The 17,272-nt window shown below is 67.2% G+C and carries 17 protein-coding genes; all 17 read left to right on the top strand.

Annotated elements, in window-relative coordinates:
• Window positions 1–56: 56 nt before the first annotated feature.
• Window positions 57–1,052, top strand: a complete 996-nt coding sequence (fliG, locus tag BDW41_RS21640) for a flagellar motor switch protein FliG (protein ID WP_199535413.1) — start codon at window positions 57–59, stop codon at window positions 1,050–1,052.
• A complete protein-coding gene (locus tag BDW41_RS21635; protein WP_074552236.1) occupies window positions 1,049–1,699 on the top strand; it encodes a flagellar assembly protein FliH in 651 nt (216 codons plus the stop codon). The genes fliG and BDW41_RS21635 overlap by 4 nt, the downstream gene beginning before the upstream one ends.
• Window positions 1,696–3,060 carry a flagellar protein export ATPase FliI gene (gene fliI / locus BDW41_RS21630; protein WP_074552235.1) on the top strand — a complete coding sequence of 455 codons (1,365 nt, stop codon included), beginning with the start codon at window positions 1,696–1,698 and terminating at the stop codon, window positions 3,058–3,060. Before BDW41_RS21635 ends, fliI begins: the two co-directional genes overlap by 4 nt.
• On the top strand, window positions 3,057–3,491 hold the full coding sequence (gene fliJ, locus BDW41_RS21625; RefSeq protein WP_074552234.1) for a flagellar export protein FliJ: 435 nt from the start codon (window positions 3,057–3,059) through the stop codon (window positions 3,489–3,491). Before fliI ends, fliJ begins: the two co-directional genes overlap by 4 nt.
• Before the next feature lie 34 nt (window positions 3,492–3,525).
• Window positions 3,526–4,710 (top strand): flagellar hook-length control protein FliK, encoded by a 1,185-nt coding sequence (locus tag BDW41_RS21620; RefSeq protein WP_083337845.1) that lies wholly within the window; start codon window positions 3,526–3,528, stop codon window positions 4,708–4,710.
• A 1,549-nt stretch (window positions 4,711–6,259) separates the two neighbouring features.
• The gene (locus BDW41_RS21615) at window positions 6,260–6,760 is read left to right on the top strand and encodes a flagellar basal body-associated FliL family protein (protein ID WP_074552158.1); all 501 of its coding nucleotides are present in this window, start codon (window positions 6,260–6,262) and stop codon (window positions 6,758–6,760) included.
• A gap of 13 nt (window positions 6,761–6,773) precedes the next feature.
• A complete protein-coding gene (gene fliM, locus BDW41_RS21610) occupies window positions 6,774–7,790 on the top strand; it encodes a flagellar motor switch protein FliM (RefSeq protein ID WP_074552157.1) in 1,017 nt (338 codons plus the stop codon).
• The gene (fliN, locus tag BDW41_RS21605) at window positions 7,787–8,128 is read left to right on the top strand and encodes a flagellar motor switch protein FliN (RefSeq protein WP_074552156.1); all 342 of its coding nucleotides are present in this window, start codon (window positions 7,787–7,789) and stop codon (window positions 8,126–8,128) included. The genes fliM and fliN overlap by 4 nt, the downstream gene beginning before the upstream one ends.
• Window positions 8,129–8,133: 5 nt before the next feature.
• Window positions 8,134–8,505, top strand: coding sequence for a flagellar biosynthetic protein FliO (gene fliO, locus BDW41_RS21600; RefSeq protein WP_074552155.1), 372 nt, complete (start codon window positions 8,134–8,136; stop codon window positions 8,503–8,505).
• Complete coding sequence (gene fliP / locus BDW41_RS21595; protein ID WP_074552154.1) at window positions 8,505–9,296, top strand: flagellar type III secretion system pore protein FliP; 792 nt, start codon at window positions 8,505–8,507, stop codon at window positions 9,294–9,296. Before fliO ends, fliP begins: the two co-directional genes overlap by 1 nt.
• Window positions 9,297–9,582: 286 nt before the next feature.
• Window positions 9,583–9,852 carry a flagellar biosynthesis protein FliQ gene (fliQ, locus tag BDW41_RS21585; RefSeq protein ID WP_074552152.1) on the top strand — a complete coding sequence of 90 codons (270 nt, stop codon included), beginning with the start codon at window positions 9,583–9,585 and terminating at the stop codon, window positions 9,850–9,852.
• The gene (gene fliR, locus BDW41_RS21580) at window positions 9,849–10,619 is read left to right on the top strand and encodes a flagellar biosynthetic protein FliR (RefSeq protein ID WP_074552151.1); all 771 of its coding nucleotides are present in this window, start codon (window positions 9,849–9,851) and stop codon (window positions 10,617–10,619) included. The genes fliQ and fliR overlap by 4 nt, the downstream gene beginning before the upstream one ends.
• 10 nt (window positions 10,620–10,629) lie before the next feature.
• Window positions 10,630–11,769: a flagellar biosynthesis protein FlhB gene (gene flhB, locus BDW41_RS21575; RefSeq protein ID WP_074552150.1), complete on the top strand. Its 1,140-nt coding sequence runs from the start codon at window positions 10,630–10,632 to the stop codon at window positions 11,767–11,769.
• Between the two features lie 10 nt (window positions 11,770–11,779).
• On the top strand, window positions 11,780–13,873 hold the full coding sequence (flhA, locus tag BDW41_RS21570) for a flagellar biosynthesis protein FlhA (protein WP_074552149.1): 2,094 nt from the start codon (window positions 11,780–11,782) through the stop codon (window positions 13,871–13,873).
• A 220-nt stretch (window positions 13,874–14,093) separates the two neighbouring features.
• Complete coding sequence (gene flhF, locus BDW41_RS21565; RefSeq protein ID WP_074552148.1) at window positions 14,094–15,515, top strand: flagellar biosynthesis protein FlhF; 1,422 nt, start codon at window positions 14,094–14,096, stop codon at window positions 15,513–15,515.
• A gap of 14 nt (window positions 15,516–15,529) precedes the next feature.
• Window positions 15,530–16,453 (top strand): P-loop NTPase, encoded by a 924-nt coding sequence (locus BDW41_RS21560; protein WP_083337838.1) that lies wholly within the window; start codon window positions 15,530–15,532, stop codon window positions 16,451–16,453.
• Between the two features lies 1 nt (window position 16,454).
• On the top strand, window positions 16,455–17,234 hold the full coding sequence (locus BDW41_RS21555; protein ID WP_074552147.1) for an RNA polymerase sigma factor FliA: 780 nt from the start codon (window positions 16,455–16,457) through the stop codon (window positions 17,232–17,234).
• Window positions 17,235–17,272 lie beyond the last annotated feature (38 nt).

Raw genomic sequence — 17,272 nt, 5'->3', positions numbered from 1 at the left:
CCGGCCACGGCACGGCAGGTTAGCGGGCGGAACGCATCATGAAGACAGAAACGCAAATCGGCGGCGCGCAGCGCGCGGCCATCCTGCTGCTCACGCTGGGCGAGCAGGACGCGGCCGAAGTGCTCAAGCACCTGAGCGCACGCGACGTGCAGGCGGTGGGCACGGCCATGGCCAGCATGTCCAACGTCACGCGCGAGCAGGTGGAACAGGTGCTCGCCCGCCTCAACGAGGACATGGGGCGCCACACCGCGCTGGGCGTGGGCACCGAGGAATACATCCGCAAGATCCTGGTCAACGCGCTGGGCGAGAACAAGGCCGGCGGCCTGATCGACCGCATCCTGCTCGGCCGCACCAGCAAGGGCCTGGAATCGCTCAAGTGGATGGAGAGCCGCGCCATCGCCGAGATGATCGGCCAGGAGCATCCGCAGATCATCGCGCTGGTGCTGGCGCATCTCGAACCCGACCAGGCCGCCGAAGTCATCGGCTACCTGCCGCCGCGCACGCGCAGCGATGCGGTGATGCGCATCGCCACGCTCGACGGCGTGCAGCCGCATGCGTTGAACGAGCTGGACGAAATCATGGAGCGCCAGTTCTCCGGCGGTAACACCAAGAAGCTCAAGTCCGCCAGCGTGGGCGGGCTGAAGGCGGCGGCCAACATCCTCAACGCGATGGAAACCAGTCGCGAGAACGAGCTGATGGCGGCCATCCGCAGCCACGACGCAGGCCTGAGCGGCCGCATCGAGGAACTGATGTTCGTGTTCGAAGACTTGGCCGAACTGGACGACCGCAGCATGCAGACGCTGCTGCGCGAAGTGCCGACGGCGCGCCTCGTCACCGCGCTCAAGGGCGCGGAGCCGGGCGTGCGCGAAAAGATCTTCGCCAACATGTCCAAGCGCGCGGCCGACATGCTGCGCGACGACCTGGAAGTGTCCGGCCCCGTCCGCCTGAGCGAAGTCGATGCGGCGCAGAAGGAAGTGCTGGGCATCGCGCGCAAGCTGGCCGATTCGGGCGCGATCAATCTTTCCGGCACGGGTGACGAGCTGGTGGCATGAGCGCCGTGATGAACAGGGACGACTGGCAGGCCTTTGAACGCTGGCTTCCACCGGAAATCGGTGAGCCGTCCACGCCCGAACCGGCACCGGCCGAACCGGCGCAGCAGCCCACCGTGCGCGACCTGGAAGCGCTGGAACAGCAGGCGCGCGACGAAGGCTACGCCGCCGGCTTAGCCCAGGGCATGGCCGAAGCGCGCACCGTGCTGCACGAACGCATGGCGCGGCTGGATGCGCTGCTGGAATCCGCCGCGCGTCCCCTGCGCAGCATGGACGAACTGGTGGAACTGGAATTGACGCGCCTGGCCATGACGGTGGCGCGGCAGGTGATCTCGCACGAACTGCGCACCGCGCCGGACCTTGTGGTGGAAGCCGTGCGACAGGCCGCGCTGGCGCTGCCCTCCGCATCGGGCAACCTGCGCGTGCGACTGCATCCGGATGACCTTGCGCTGTTGCGTTCGCTGGACATGGCCGAATCGCACTGGCAGCTGCTGCCCGACAACAGCCTGCAGCGCGGCGACTGCCTGCTGGAAAGCGAGCGCTCGCGCCTGGACGCACGCGTGGAAACGCGGCTCGCCGCCGTGGTCGACGCCGTGCTCGGCGCCGAAGCGGACGAAACCGACGAAGATGCCGACGAGGTGCGCGGATGAACGCGCAGCCGGGCTCCCCGCGCAGCACGCTGTGGCAGGAGCGACTGGCCCGCCGTCGCCAGCGCGCCATCGGCGCGCGCACGCTCACCGTGGAAGGCCGCCTGCGCCGCGTGGTGGGGCTCACGCTGGAAGCGGAAGGCTGCGAAGCGCCGCTGGGCGCACGCTGCATGGTCACCACCGCCGATGGCAGCGAACTGGATACCGAAGTCGTCGGCTTCGCCGATGAACGCCTGCTGCTGATGCCCGTGACCGAAATGCACGGCGTGCTGCCGAACGCACGCGTGCGCCCCTGCGCGCATACCAGCGGCCTGCCCGTGGGGCACGCATTGCTGGGCCGCGTGGTCGGCGCCGATGGCATCCCGCTTGACGGCCTGGGGCCGCTCGACGTCGACGAACACGCGCTGCTGAAGAACGAACCGATCAACCCGATGGCGCGCAAACCCATCGACACGCCGCTCGATACCGGCGTGCGTGCCATCAACGCCATGCTCACGGTGGGGCGCGGCCAGCGACTGGGCCTGTTCGCCGGCTCGGGCGTGGGCAAGTCCACCTTGCTCGGCATGATGACGCGCTACACCGATGCCGACGTGGTGGTGGTGGGCCTGATCGGTGAGCGCGGCCGCGAAGTGAAGGAATTCGTCGAACACACGCTGGGCGCGGAAGGCCGTGCCCGCTCGGTGATCGTCGCCGCGCCGGCCGACGCGCCGCCGCTCAAGCGCCTGCGTGGCGCGCAGTACGCCACCGCCATCGCCGAATGGTTCCGCGATCGCGGCCAGCGCGTGCTGCTGCTGATGGATTCGATCACGCGCTACGCCCAGGCGCAGCGCGAAATCGCCCTGGCCATCGGCGAACCGCCGGCCACCAAGGGCTATCCGCCCTCCGTGTTCGCCATGCTGCCCGCGCTGGTGGAGCGCGCCGGCAACGACGCGGAGGGGCGCGGTTCCATCACCGCGTTCTACACCGTGCTCACCGAAGGCGACGACTATCGCCACGATCCCATCGCCGACGCATCGCGCGCGATCCTGGACGGCCATATCGTGCTTTCGCGCGACCTGGCCGAAGCGGGACATTACCCGGCCATCGACATCGAGGCGTCGATCAGCCGCGTGATGCCGGCCGTGGTGCAGCGCGAACATCTGCGCGCCGCGCAGCGTTTTCGCCAGATCTATTCCGCCTACCGCCAGCAGCGCGACCTGATCGCCGTGGGCGCGTACCAGAAAGGCTCCGATCCGCAGGTGGACCACGCCATCGCCATGTGGCCGAAGCTGCGCGACTTCCTGCAGCAGGAAGTGGACGCGCCGACCACGCTCGCCGACGCCATCGGCGCGCTCGAATCGCTGACCGCCGGAGGCACGCCGTGACATCCCGCGCCAACCGCCTGCAGCCCGCCGCCGACCTGGCGCACGAACGCCAGGAGGCCGCCATGCAGCGCCTGGCCGAGCAACAGCAGAAGCTCGCCAAGGCGGAACAGCAGCTGGAAGAATTGCGCAAGTACCGCGCCGAATACGCCGACACGCAGGGCGGCGTGAGCGTGAGCGCGCTGCTCAATCGCCGCCAGTTCGTCGAACGCATCGACCAGGTCATCGCCCAGCAGGTCAACGAAGTCGCGCGCCAGCGCCGCCATCTCGATGGCGCCCGCAACCAGTGGCGCGAAGCCCACGCGCGCGAGCAGGCGCTGGGCAGCGTGATCGACCGCTACCGCGAGCAGGAACGAAAGAGCGAGGAACGCCGCGAGCAGGCCGAGATCGACGAGCGCATGCAGCACCGTCGACCCACCCGGGGCTTGCCATGACGACGACCCAAAATATCTTCCAGGAGGCCACCGTATGACGCCCCCCGTAGCCTTGATGGCCAACACACCGCCCGTCAGCACGCCGAGCAACGCGAGCAGCCACGGTGCAGGTTCGTCCGGCGACAGCAGCCAGGATTTCAGCAAGCCGCTGCAACAGGCGCATCGCCAGTGGACGCGGCAGGACGAACCGGCGCAGCCCGCGCCGGCGAAACAGCCATCGGCCAAAACGGCGTCGGCTTCGTCGCAGCCGCAGGCACAGACCAAGGGCAAGACGGGCGCCAAGGACGACGACAAGTCGACGCCGCCCACGCCCGACGCCACCGCCGCGATGCTCGCCCTGCTGGGCCAGAGCGTGCCGGCATCCGCCGCTCCGTCCGCGGTATCCACGGATACCGACGACAGTGGCGACACGTCCGGCGCGACTGCCGGCACTTCAGCCATCGCTACCTTGCCGGCCACCCCGGCCGGCTTGTCGCTGCTCGGCGCGATGCAGGCGCACGCACCGACGGCAGCCACCAACGAGTTCACCAAGGCCATGGACGGCATCCAAGACAAGAGCCTGTCCACGCTCGCGCAAGGCGCGGATGACGACGGCGACACCGACGTTGCCACCGCCACGCAGAACGCCAAGGGCGATGCATTTGCCGCGGCCCTGCAGACGTTGACGGCGGCACCGTCGAAACAGGACGACGGCAGCGACCCGCTCGAAGCCCTGAAAAACCTCGCCGCCACCGCCGCGGCACCACAGCCCGCCGTGCAGCAGAACGCGGCAGCTACGCCCGCGGCGCACGTGTTGACCATGCAATCCAGCGTGGGCTCGCCCGCGTTCGGCCAGGAACTGAGCCAGCAGGTCACCTGGCTCGGCGGCCAGGACGTCAAGGAAGCCCGCATCCGCCTGCATCCGGAAGACCTTGGCGAACTCGACGTCAAGGTGAGCGTGAAGCAGGACCACGTCGACGTGGCTTTCATCGCGCAGCATCCGCAAGCCGTGCATGCGGTGCAGCAGACGCTCACGCAATTGGATTCGATGCTGGCCCACCACGGCCTGTCGCTGGGGCAGGCGCAGGTGGGGCAGGGGAATTCGGGTTCGCCGCAGGCGGGGAGTTCGGGGGGCTCTTCGTCGGGTGGGGAGAGTGGGTTGGGTGAGGTCGCGGGTGAGGTGGCTTCGGTGGTTGCGCCGGTGGTGAAGGCGGTTGGGTTGGTGGATATGTTTGCCTGACGTAGCACGCTTTTTCTCCCTCTCCCCGGCGGGGAGAGGGTTGGGGTGAGGGGTGGGTGCTTGCCTCAGCGTTTCATTCTTTAGCCGTCATTCCTGCGAAGGCAGGAATCCAGTGACTTTGCTTTTGGCTGTCGCGTGGCGGTGATTGGCGTCTTCGTGCGTTCCCGCGACCTGGCCGCCTACGCGGCGAGCGTTCCGACCTCCTGCCGGAGGCCGGGTTACTTTCTCTTGCTTGCCCAAGAGAAAGTAACCAAAGAGAAGGGCCCCCCGGAATCGGCGCCTATCGGGCAAAGCCCGATAGGTTCGCGGACGGGTTACGGGCTTTTCGACGGGGCATCCTGCCCCGACGAAAAGTGCCTGGCGTCCTGCCAGGCACCCCTGCGGGGCCTGATCTCCACCCGCCCGCCACCTTATACGGGGCCCGGAAGATCAAGAGCGAGAGCCGACGGCTCGTGCCGCTGCGCGGCACATCGCGTCGTGGCAGGCGCGCAGCGCCTGCGTTGGATCCCGTCCAAAATCTCCGAGGCAATGCCTGCTCCCTCACCGTCATCCCCGCGAAAGCGGGGATCCAGTGTCTTTAAAGCCTTCTCGCAGCGAGTAAAGTCGCTGGATCCCCGCTTTCGCGGGGATGACGGTGAGGAGAAATATGTGCTCACGCGAGATTTTGAACAGGCTCTAAGAGCTGAAATGAGGTGCCGTGTTGGAATATGGTGCTGAGGAAGTAGAGCATCGCGCTACGGGGATGACTTGCCGCGAGATGGCGAGTTCTCCTCGCGGGTCGGGAAGCGTAGCGTTCTCTTTACCCAACCTCAGCGGTCGGGAAGCGTAGCGCGAGCTGCTTTAAGCCCTCTGCTCCACGGCGCGTTGCGAAGCGCTCCGAACTACCCGCTGTGTAGCGGCGAAGGTTGCCAAGTCACACGATTCCTCAGCCGTTCGGGCTTATCCCTACGGGATGCTGCGAGCGTTGGCTCTATAGGCCATTTTCTTTGGGTTACTTTTCTTTTGGGCCAGCAAAAGAAAAGTGACTCGAGCGTCGGCAGACGATCGAAACGCCCGCCGCGTAGGCGGCCAGGTCGCGGAAGCGCACGAAGACGCTAATCACCGCCACGCGACAACCGAGCGCAAAGTCACTGGATGACCAGCCCTTCGGCTGTTGAAAAGCGCCTCCGGCCTGCGCCGGGATGACGGCTAAAGCGGGATGACGCTAAAGATTGAAACCGTGAGGCGCCCCCCTCACCCCAACCCTCTCCTCGCTCCTCAAAGCAGCAGCCATCCGTGGCTACCCCTGGCGTGCCCCGAAGGGGAGGGGACCCAGAGCTTGCTCGACGCCCCATCGCGCGCCCCCGCGACAACCTTCCGTCAACCGCCATCCCCCCGTCACGCCCGATCTTCGACAGGCGTCAATAAAGCGCCGCTTTTCCGTTCCCGGCCTAGCAAACCCAGCCACACCAACGCTTCCCATCGATGGCACGCCGTTTGCTATCAGAGGTCATGCGCCATTCCCGAGTGGATGGCCGACGTCTGCACATTGATAGGGATCGGGATACGCATGGCTCAGAACGAGCAAGCTGAAAGCACGGCGGTGGCGCCGAAGAAGGGGACGAACAAGGTCGTCGTGATCATGGGCGTGGCGATGCTCGCCATGGCTGGCGTGTCGGGCTACCTGGTGATGAACGCGCGCAACGGTGCGCACGCCGCCACGCAGGAAGGTCCGAAGGTGGTGTTGTCGCAGCAGGAGCAGTACCTCACGCTGGATCCGCCGTTCGTCGTCAATTTCAAGGACGACCAGTCCATGCGCTTCCTGCAGGTGGGCGTGAGCCTGATGTCGCACGACGCCGCCGCGCTGGCGGCCGCCAAGGATGCCGATCCGGTGATCCGCAATGCGCTGGTCATGCTGTTCAGCAGCCAGGACTACACCATCCTCAGCGACGCCGCCGGCAAGCAGAAATTGCAGGCGCAGGCGTTGGATGCGGTGCGCAAGATCCTCGAGAAGCGCCTGGGGCGTCCGGGCGTGGAAGCGCTGTATTTCACCAGTTTCGTGATGCAGTGACGGAACCGCGCCGATGAGCGACCTGCTTTCACAGGAAGAAATCGATGCCCTGATCAACGGCGTGGAAGGTGGCGCCGTCGAGACGGGCAACGACGAACCGTTGCCGCCCGATGCGGTGATCTCCTATGACTTCACGCAGCAGGATCGCATCGTGCGCGGTCGCCTGCCGACCCTGGAAATGGTCAACGACCGTTTCGCGCGCTTCTTCCGCACCGCGGTGTTCGGCGTGCTGCGCAAGACCTGCGAGGTGTCGGTGCTGGGCGTGAAGATGCTCAAGTTCGCGGAGTACGTGCACGGCCTGGCCGTGCCGAGCAACCTCAACCTGGTGCGCATCAAGCCGCTGCGCGGCACCGCGCTGGTGGTGATGGAGCCGCGCCTGGTGTTCACCGTCATCGACAATTTCTTCGGTGGCGACGGGCGCTTCCATGCGCGCATCGAAGGCCGCGATTTCACGCCGACCGAAAACCGCGTCATCCAGATCATGCTGACCGAGCTGTTCGCCGCGATGGTGGAGGCGTGGTCGCCGGTGCTGCCGCTGAACTTCGAGTACCTCAACTCGGAGATCAATCCGCAGTTCGCCAATATCGTGAGCCCCACCGAAACGGTGGTGGTGTCGAAGTTCCATATCGAGCTGGATGGTGGTGGCGGTGAAATCCACCTGACCCTGCCGTACGCCATGGTCGAACCGATCCGCACGCTGCTGGACGCCGGCGTGCAGAGCGATCGCGTGGATCGCGACCACCGCTGGGCCGAAATGCTGCAGGACGAAGTACTGGACGCGGAAGTGGAGCTCAGCTCGCTGCTGCTCGAAACGCGCATCAACATCGGCGACTTCCTGCGCCTTCGCCCGGGCGACGTCATCCCCATCCAGTTGCCTGAACTGAGCACCGTGTTCGCGGAAGACGTGCCGATCTTCCGCGGCGTCTACGGCCAGAACAACGGCCGCACGGCCATCCGCTTCCACACGCCGACCGGCCGCCGCGAAGTGCGCCTGTCGACGGAAACCACCCTGGAGATCGACCCCGCATGACCACGCCCAACGACGCCGCCACGGCCACCCAGCGCGTCGAGTTCGACCAGCTCAACGCCCCCCCGGGCGATGGCGCCGAAGTCAACCTCGACATGATCCTCGACGTACCGGTCACGCTCGCCATGGAAGTGGGCCGCACGCGCATCAGCATCCGCAACCTGCTGCAGCTCAACCAGGGCTCCGTGGTGGAACTCGACCGCTCCGCCGGCGAGCCGCTGGATGTGTTCGTCAACGGCACGCTGGTGGCGCACGGCGAAGTGGTGGTGATCAACGAGCGCTTCGGCATCCGCCTCACCGACGTGATCAGTCCGGCCGAACGCGTGCGCAAGCTGCGGTGAGTTCGATGTTCCTTGCCCTTGCCCTGCCGGTCGCCGCGGCGCCGGAGATCAACGTTGGCGGTGAACTGGTGCGCGTGCTGCTGAGCCTGGCCGGCATCGTCGCGCTGATCTTCGCCGCCGGCTGGCTCAGCCGCCGCCTGCAGGCGCGCGCCACGCCCGGCGGGCGCCGCATGCGCTGCGTGGAAACCATGGCGGTGGGCGCGCGCGATCGCCTGATGCTGATCGATGCGGACGGCAAGCGCCTGCTGATCGGCGTGGGGCAGGGCGGCATGCGCACGCTGCACGTCTACGAAGGCACGGCGCCCGCGCCGGAAGCCGGTCCGCAACCGCCGATCGCGCCGTTCGGCGACGTGCTGGCCCGCTGGAAGCACAAGTGATGAAATCGTTCCGCTGGATTCTCGTGGCCATCCTGCTGATGAGCCCGTGGCTGGCCTGGGCCGCGCCGGCCATGCCCGCCATGCCGTCCATGCCGCAGATGCCCGCCTCGGGCGCCGGTATTCCGGTGCTGACCGTGCAGAACGCGCCGGGCGGCGCGCAGAACTGGACGCTGTCGCTGCAGCTGCTGGCGCTGATGACGGTGCTCACGCTGCTGCCGGCCGTGCTGCTGATGATGACGTCGTTCACGCGCATCATGATCGTGCTGAGCTTCCTGCGGCAGGCGCTGGGCACGCAGTCCACGCCGTCCAACCAGATCCTGCTGGGCCTTTCGCTGTTCCTCACGCTGTTCGTGATGTCGCCGGTGCTCAGCCACGCCTATACCGACGGCGTGAAGCCCTATATGGACGGCCAGATGTCCGCCGAGCAGGCCGTGCCGGCCGCCGCTGCGCCGTTCAAGCATTTCATGCTGGACCAGACGCGCGATGCGGACCTGCAACTGTTCACGCGCCTGGCCAACGAGCAGCCCTATGCCAGCAAGGACGACGTGCCCTTCCGCGTGGCCATGCCGGCCTTCGTCACCAGCGAGCTGAAGACCGCGTTCCAGATGGGCTTCCTGCTGTTCATCCCGTTCCTGATCATCGACCTGGTGGTGGCCAGCGTGCTGATGTCGATGGGCATGATGATGGTGTCGCCGACGATCATCTCGCTGCCGTTCAAGATCATGCTGTTCGTGCTGGTGGATGGGTGGACGCTGCTGCTGGGGACGTTGGCGGGGAGTTTTTATACATGAGCGCGGTGTTGGTTTCGTTGCGCCCCAAGCTCCCTCATCGTCATCCCCGCGTAGGCGGGGATCCAGTGACTTTTGGCGGTGAACTCGTCGTGATGGAAAAGGCACTGGATTCCCGCCTTCGCGGGAATGACGGTGAGGGCAATGTGCGTTCCCGCGAGCACCCGACCTTTACCCCCTTTTCGGAACTCACCCCAACCCTCTCCTCGCTCCTCAAAGCCGCAGCCATCCATGGCTGCTCCCCGCGTGCCCCAAAGGGGAGAGAGAGTAAAGCCGCGCGAGGCACGCCATGACGCCTGAATCCGTCATCGAATTCGGCCAGCACGCGCTCTACGTCGCCATGATGGTGGCCGCGCCGCTACTGCTCACGGCGCTGGCCGTGGGCCTGATCATCGGTGTGGTGCAGGCGGCCACGCAGATCAACGAAATGACGCTGAGCTTCATCCCCAAGGTGATCGCCATGGCGGCGGTGGCGTTGATCGCGGGGCCGTGGATGCTGCGCACGCTGGTGCAGTTCACGCATCAGCTGATCGAAAGCCTGCCCGGTGCGGTGAAATGACCACGGTGCAGCTTGCCGAACTGCAGGGGCTGATCGGCTCGCTGCTGTGGGCAATGGCCCGCGTCGGCGGCATGTGCATGATCGCCCCCGTGTTCGGCGATGCGGTGATGCCGCGGCGCCTGCGCCTGGGCGTGGTGATGATGCTGACGTTTGTACTGGCTCCGCTGGCGTCCACGCGCATCGATCCGATGACGGCCGATGGCATCGCCACCATGGTCAGCCAGTTCCTCATGGGTGCGGCCATCGGCTTTGTGCTCAAGCTGGCCTTCGAGGCGGTGTCGCTGGGCGGGCAGCTGGTGGGCCAGAGCATGAGCTTGGGTTTCGCCGAGACGGTGGACCCGCGCGGTAGCGGCAGCTCGCCCGTGCTCAGCCAGTTCTATCTGCTGATGGTGACGCTGCTGTTTCTGGCGATGAATGGTCATCTTCAATTGATTTCCCTGCTGGCCGACAGCTTCCACGCCCTGCCGCCGGGGCAGCCGGTGATCAGCGGCAACGGCCTGTATGCCGTGGTGGCGTTCGCCACGCATCTGTTCGGCGGTGCGGTGCGGGTGGCCTTGCCGGCCATGACCTCGCTGCTGATGGTGAACATCGGCTTTGCCGCGATCAGCCGCGCGGCGCCGGCGATGAATCTGTTCGCGGTGGGTTTTCCCATCACGGTGACGCTGGGTTTCGTCGCGCTGTGGCTGTCCATGCGCAGCGTGCCGGGCGCGTTCGAGTCTCTGCAGAACAGTGCGTGGACGCTGATGCACGAGCTGGCGGGCGGTTGAGGGGCACGCCATGGCCGAGCATGACGACGATCAGGAACGCACCGAACAACCTTCCGAAAAACGCCTGCGCGAATCGCGCGAGAAGGGCGACGTACCGCGTTCGCGCGACCTATCCGGTGCGGTGGTGGTGCTGGCCGGCGTCGCCGCGCTGATGAGCGGCGGCGAAGGCGCGCTGGTGCACGTGCGGCGCATCTACAGCCTGGGACTGAGCTACGGGCGCGATGCCTTGTTCAGCGATCAGCTGCCTGGCCGCATCCTCTCGCTGGCCATGCACGAGGCGTTCGCGCTGTTCGCGCCGGTGGCGCTGGCGACGGTGCTCGCCGCGCTGGCCGCGCCGTTGTTGCTGGGTGGCCTGAATTTCAGCGGCGAAGCCTTGCAGCCGAAGTTCGAGCGGCTCGATCCCATCGCCGGCCTCGGTCGCATCTTCGCCATGCGCGGCCTGGTGGAACTGGGCAAGTCGCTGCTCAAGCTGCTCCTGATCGGCGGCGTGCTGGTGATGGTGCTCAAGGGTTGGCAGACCGACCTGATGGCTACCGGCCGCGGCGAAGTCGGCGCGGGCACGGTGAAGGCGATGAGCCTGCTCGGTCACGGTGCGCTGCTGTTCGGTTCCGTGCTGGCACTGATCGGCGGCGCGGATGCGCTGTACCAGAAGTTCGACCACACCAAGCGCCTGCGCATGACGCGCCAGGAGCTGAAGGACGAGTCGAAGGAAAGCGAGGGCAACCCCGAACTCAAGGCCCGCGTGCGCCAGACGCAGTTCCAGATGGCGCGCAAGCGCATGATGCAGGAGCTGCCCAAGGCGGACGTGCTGATCACCAACCCCACGCATTTCGCCGTGGCGCTGCGCTACGACGACAGCCGCATGGGCGCGCCGCGCGTCGTCGCCAAGGGCATGGACGAACTGGCGCTGCAGATACGCCTGGTCGCCGCCAGCCATCGCATTCCCACGGTGGAGGCGCCGCCGTTGGCACGCGCCTTGTATGCCACCACCCAGCTCGACCGCGAGATCCCTTCGTCGCTCTACGTCGCCGTGGCGCAGGTGCTCGCGTACGTGTTTCAGCTCAAGCAGGCGGTGTCGCGCGGCGAGGAGCCGCCGAAGGCGCCGCAACCCGATGTCGATCCGGACCTGATGGGTCCCTACAAGTTCTGATGGAACGCCGATGGCAAACGCAACCACGCTTGGCAATCTGAAGACGCTCGGCCGCCGCGGCCTGGGCGCGCCGGTGATCATGCTCGCCGCGCTGGCGATGATGATGCTGCCGCTGCCGCCCTTCATCCTCGACATGCTCTTCAGCTTCAACATCGCGTTGTCGCTGGTGATCCTGCTGGCGGTGATCTACGTGATGCGTCCGCTGGAATTCGCCGCGTTTCCCACCGTGGTGCTGATGGCGACCTTGCTGCGCCTGGCGCTGAACATCGCCTCCACGCGCGTTGTGCTGCTGCACGGCCACGATGGCCCCGGCGCGGCGGGCAAGGTGATCGAGGCGTTCGGCGAGTTCGTCATCGGCGGCAATTTCGCCGTGGGCCTGGTGGTGTTCGCCATCCTCACCATCATCAACTTCGTGGTGGTGACCAAGGGCGCCACGCGCGTGTCCGAAGTGACCGCGCGCTTCACCCTGGATGCCATGCCCGGCAAGCAGATGGCCATCGACGCGGACTTGAACGCCGGCCTGCTCAATCAGGAGCAGGCGCGCGAGCGTCGCCAGGAAGTGCGCGAGGAAGCGGACTTCTACGGCTCGATGGACGGTGCCTCCAAGTTCGTGCGCGGCGATGCCACCGCCGGCATCCTGATCCTGATCATCAACATCGTGGGCGGCTTCTTCGTCGGCATCCTGCAGCATGGACTGTCGGCGGGCGAGGCGGCCAAGACGTACACGCTGCTCACCATCGGCGACGGCCTGGTGGCGCAGGTGCCCTCGCTGATGCTGTCCATCGCCACCGCCGTGATCGTCACGCGCGTGTCCAAGTCCACCGACATGGGCAAGCAGCTGGTCGGCCAGTTGTTCGGCCAGCCGCGCGCGCTCGCGGTGGCCGGCGTGGTGCTGGGCGTGATGGGACTGATTCCCGGCATGCCGAACATCGCCTTCCTGCTGCTGGGCGCTACCTGTGGCGGTGCCGCGTGGCTGATGGTGAAGCGCGAGCGCGAGGCGCAGGAGCGCGTGGCCAAGGCCGCCGCCGACGTGCCGCCGCCCGCCGCCGCGCCGGCCGAGCGCCTGGAACTGGGCTGGGAAGACGTGGCCAGCGTCGATCCGCTGGGACTGGAGGTCGGCTATCGGCTCATTCCGCTGGTGGACACGCACCAGGGCGGCGAGCTGATGGGGCGCATCAAGTCGGTGCGCCGCAAGCTGTCGCAGGAGCTGGGCTTCCTGGTGCCGGCGGTGCATATCCGCGACAACCTGGACCTGGGCCCCAACACCTATCGCATCACCCTGATGGGCGTGCCGATGGGCGAATCCGAAGTGCACAACGACCGCCTGCTGGCGATCAACCCCGGCCGCGTGCAGGAAGGTCTGCAAGGCATTCCCACGCGCGATCCGGCGTTCGGCCTGGAAGCATTGTGGATCGAGCCGGGCCAGCGCGAGCTGGCGCAGAGCCTGGGCTACACCGTGGTCGACCCGGCCACGGTGATCGCCACGCACCTGTCGCACATCCTGCAGAGCCACGCGCACGAACTGCTCAGCCACCAGGACGTGCAGCAGCTGCTGGACCGCCTGGCGCAGACCGCGCCCAAGCTGGTGGAAGACCTGGTGCCCAAGCGCCTGTCGCTGGGCGTGGTGGTGAAGGTCATGCAGAACCTGCTGGCCGAGCGGGTGCCGATCCGCAACATGCGCTCCATCGTCGAATCCTTGGCGGAACACGCGGGCCAGAGTCAGGATCCCGGCGCGCTCACCGCCGCGGTGCGCGTGGCCCTGGGGCGGCAGATCGTGCAGGAGATCTCGGGCCTGGGCACGGAGATCCCGGTCATCACGCTGGCGCCGGAACTGGAGCAGATCCTGCTGGGATCGCTCGCGAACGGCGGCGTGGCGGGCGCCGCGGTGGAACCGGGCCTTGCCGACCGCCTGCAGCAGGGCGTGGCCGACGCCGCGCGCAAGCAGGAAATGAGCGGGGAACCGGCGGTTCTGCTGGTTGCGCCGCAGCTCCGTCCGTGGCTCGCGCGCTTCACCCGCCATGTGGCACAGAACCTGCACGTACTCGCCTACAACGAAGTGCCCGACAACCGCCGCGTGCGGCTGGTGCAGGCATTGGGGCGCTAAAGCGCCCCGGGAATAGGGAATCGGGAATGGGGCATAGGAAGAGCGGCGTGAGGAAAGTTTTGACGATGCGCGCTGCTGCCTATGCACCACCGAAGCTAACGAACAGGTCGAGAAGGTCGGATATGCGCCACAGGCAAACCATTCAACGCAACGCCGCAGCAGCGCGGGCCGTTCCTATTCCCCATTCCCGATTCCCTATTCCCGCGAGCAAGGCGAGCCCATGAAGATCAAGCGTTTCGTGGCCTCCGACATGCGGCAGGCCATGCGCGAAGTGCGCGAAGACCAGGGCCCGGATGCGGTGATCCTGTCCACGCGCCGGATGGACGACGGCATCGAGATCATCGCCGCCGTCGATTTCGACGAAGCCCTGGTGCGCGAAGCCGCGCGCCACGGCGCACCGCTGGAAGTGGAAAACCGTGGCCGCGCCGCCGCGCCCGCGCCGGCCGCCATGGAACGGCCCATCGTGGCGCGTCGCTCCGACGTCACGCCGCCGCCGCTGCCGCCGGTGAACCGTCGCGACGACGACGGCGTGACGCTGTCGCTCTCGCGCCGTGCCGTTGCGCCGCGCGTGGAGGCGGTGGACGCTCCCGCCGCGCGCGCCGCCGAGACGCCCGCCGCCCCGGCGGCGAAGGCCGCCGAGCAGGCGCCCGTGGAAACGGCCGCGCCCATCGACGCCGACCTGCCGGCCAACCTTCACCCGCTGCTCGAACGCGCCGTGCAGGACACCGCACGCGTGCGTGCCGAACTGGGCAGCCTGCGCGAATTGCTGGAGACGCAGCTGTCCAGCCTGATCTGGAACGACATGGAGCGCCGCCAGCCGATGCGCGCCCGCGTGCTGCGCGAAATGACCCGCCTGGGCATCGAGCCGGATGTGGCGCGCCAGCTGGTCGACGAACTGCCGGCCGAGATCAATGCCGAACAGGCGCGCTACCTGCCGCTGGGCGTGCTGAGCCGCAGCCTGTCGATCAGCCCGCGCGATCATGCGGAACGCCGCGGCGTCACCGCCCTGGTCGGTTCCACCGGCGTGGGCAAGACCACCACCATCGCCAAACTGGCGGCGCGTGCGGTGATGCGCCACGGCGCCTCGCAAGTGGCGCTGGTGAGCACCGACCACTATCGCATCGGCGCGGCGGCGCAGCTGGAACACTACGGCCGCCTGCTCGGCGTGCGCGTGTATCCCGCCTATGACGCCGACAGCCTGCGCCACGTGCTCGAACTCCTGCGCGGCCATCACACCGTGCTGGTGGACACGGCGGGTCTGGCCGGCGGCGATCCGCGCCTGGCCGAACAACTGGACGTGCTGCGCAACGGCGGCGACCTGCGCGCGTGCCTGGTGCTGGCGGCGAACGCGCATGCGTCGTCGCTGGACGAAGCCGTGCGCGCCTACCTGCCGGTGCGGCCGCACGCCTGCATCCTCACCAAGCTCGACGAGGCGCCCAGCCTTGGCGGCGCGCTGTCGGTGCTGATCCGGCACCGGCTGGCGCTCGACTACGTCACCGACGGCCAGCGCGTGCCCGAGGACATCGCCACCGCCGATGCGCGCGTGCTGGTGTGCCGCGCCGCGCAGGCGCTCAAGGGCAACGCGCCCGCGGATGACATGGTGATGGCGGATCGGTTCGGACTGGCGGTGGCAAGCGCATGAACGGTGTTTTCGCAATGAATCAGGCGATGGGGTTGGAGAGCATGCTGCGTGCGCTGACCGAACGACATGGGCGACAGGCGCCGGTACACGACCAGGCGTACGGGCTGAGCGGCAGCGCGCCGCGCAAACGCTGCCGCGCCATCGCGGTGGCGGGCGGCAAGGGCGGCGTGGGCAAGACCACGGTGTCGGTGAATCTGGGCATGGCGTTGGCCATGGACGGACACAAGGTGATCCTGCTCGACGCCGACATGAGCCTGGCCAATATCGATGTGCTGCTCGGCCTTACGCCCACGCGCCACATCGGCCACCTGCTCGACGGCAGCTGCAGCATCGACGACCTGCTGATGAGCGCGCCGCACGGGCTGAAGGTGGTGCCGGCCGGTTCCGGCACGCGCCGGCTCGCGCAGCTCGGCGCCGGCGAGCATGCCGCGGTGATCCGCGCGTTCGACGACCTGGTCACGCCGCCGGATTACCTGGTGGTGGATACCGCCGCGGGCCTTTCCGACAACGTGGCGATGTTCGCCGCCGCCGCGGACGACGTGGTGGTGGTGGTGTGCGACGAGCCGGCCTCGCTCACCGACGCCTACGCCTTGCTCAAGGTGCTCAGCCGCGACTTCGGCGTGCGCCGCTTCCGCATGGTGGCCAACATGGTGCGCAACGTGGGCGAGGCCAGGCAGCTGCATCAGAAGCTCGCAAGGGTTTGCGACCGCTTTCTCGACGTGGCGCTGGAATTCATGGGGCAGGTTCCGCAGGACGAACGGCTCAGGCAAGCCATCCGCCGCCAGAGCGCGGTGGTGGACCTGTGGCCGTCCAGCCGCTCGGGACTGGCATTCAAGCAATTGGCGGGTGCGGTCGATACATGGGGTGAACCCGAGCGACTGGGCCTGGACCGCATCGCCTTCTTCAGCAGGCAGGCCGCAGTAGCGACGGGGTGGTGAGATGAGTGTGGCTTCCGAATATCTGCAACTGCAAAAGCAGAGTGCCGACGAACTGGTTCGCCAGCACGCTCCCCTGGTGCGAAGGATCGCCTATCACCTGATGGGCCGCCTGCCGCCCAGCGTGGACGTCAGCGACCTGATCCAGGCCGGCATGATCGGTTTGCTGGAGGCCGCGCGCAATTTCACCACCGGACGGAATGCGAGCTTCGAGACGTTTGCGGGCATCCGCATCCGTGGCGCGATGCTCGACGAGTTGCGGCGCACCGACTGGACCCCACGGTCGGTGCATCGAAAAGTGCGCGAAATGGCGGAGGTCGTTCGTCAGATTGAAATCGAGACCGGTGCGGATGCCGAGGACGCCGAAGTGATGCGGCGGCTGGGCATCGGCGCCGAGGAATATCACCAGGTGCTGGCCGACGCCGCGAGCGCGCGCCTGCTCAGCCTCTCCGCGCCGGACGACGCGGACGGTGGCGCGGCGTTCGACGTGGCCGACGGCGACAGCCTGGGGCCCGCTGACAGCGTCGAGCACGAAGGCATGCGCGAGGCGCTGGTGGAGGCCATCGGCAGCCTGCCGGAGCGCGAGCAGCTGGTGATGTCCCTGTACTACGAGGAAGAGTTGAACCTCAAGGAGATCGGCGCGGTGCTCGGGGTCACCGAGTCGCGCGTCTGCCAGATCCACGGCCAGGCCATCGTGCGTCTGCGCGCGCGCATGACCGGATGGACGGAAGGGCAGGGCATCGGGAATCGGGAATCGAAAACCGGAAAGTCAAAACCACGCTAGCGACGACACGCACATCTACTCCCTATTCCCCCGAAGCA

Origin of the sequence: Dyella sp. AtDHG13, from assembly GCF_003201105.1 — a bacterium.
Lineage (GTDB): Bacteria > Pseudomonadota > Gammaproteobacteria > Xanthomonadales > Rhodanobacteraceae > Dyella > Dyella jiangningensis_B.
Note: the sequence above shows the minus strand (reverse complement) of the source record. Positions and strands in the feature narration are given on the sequence as shown.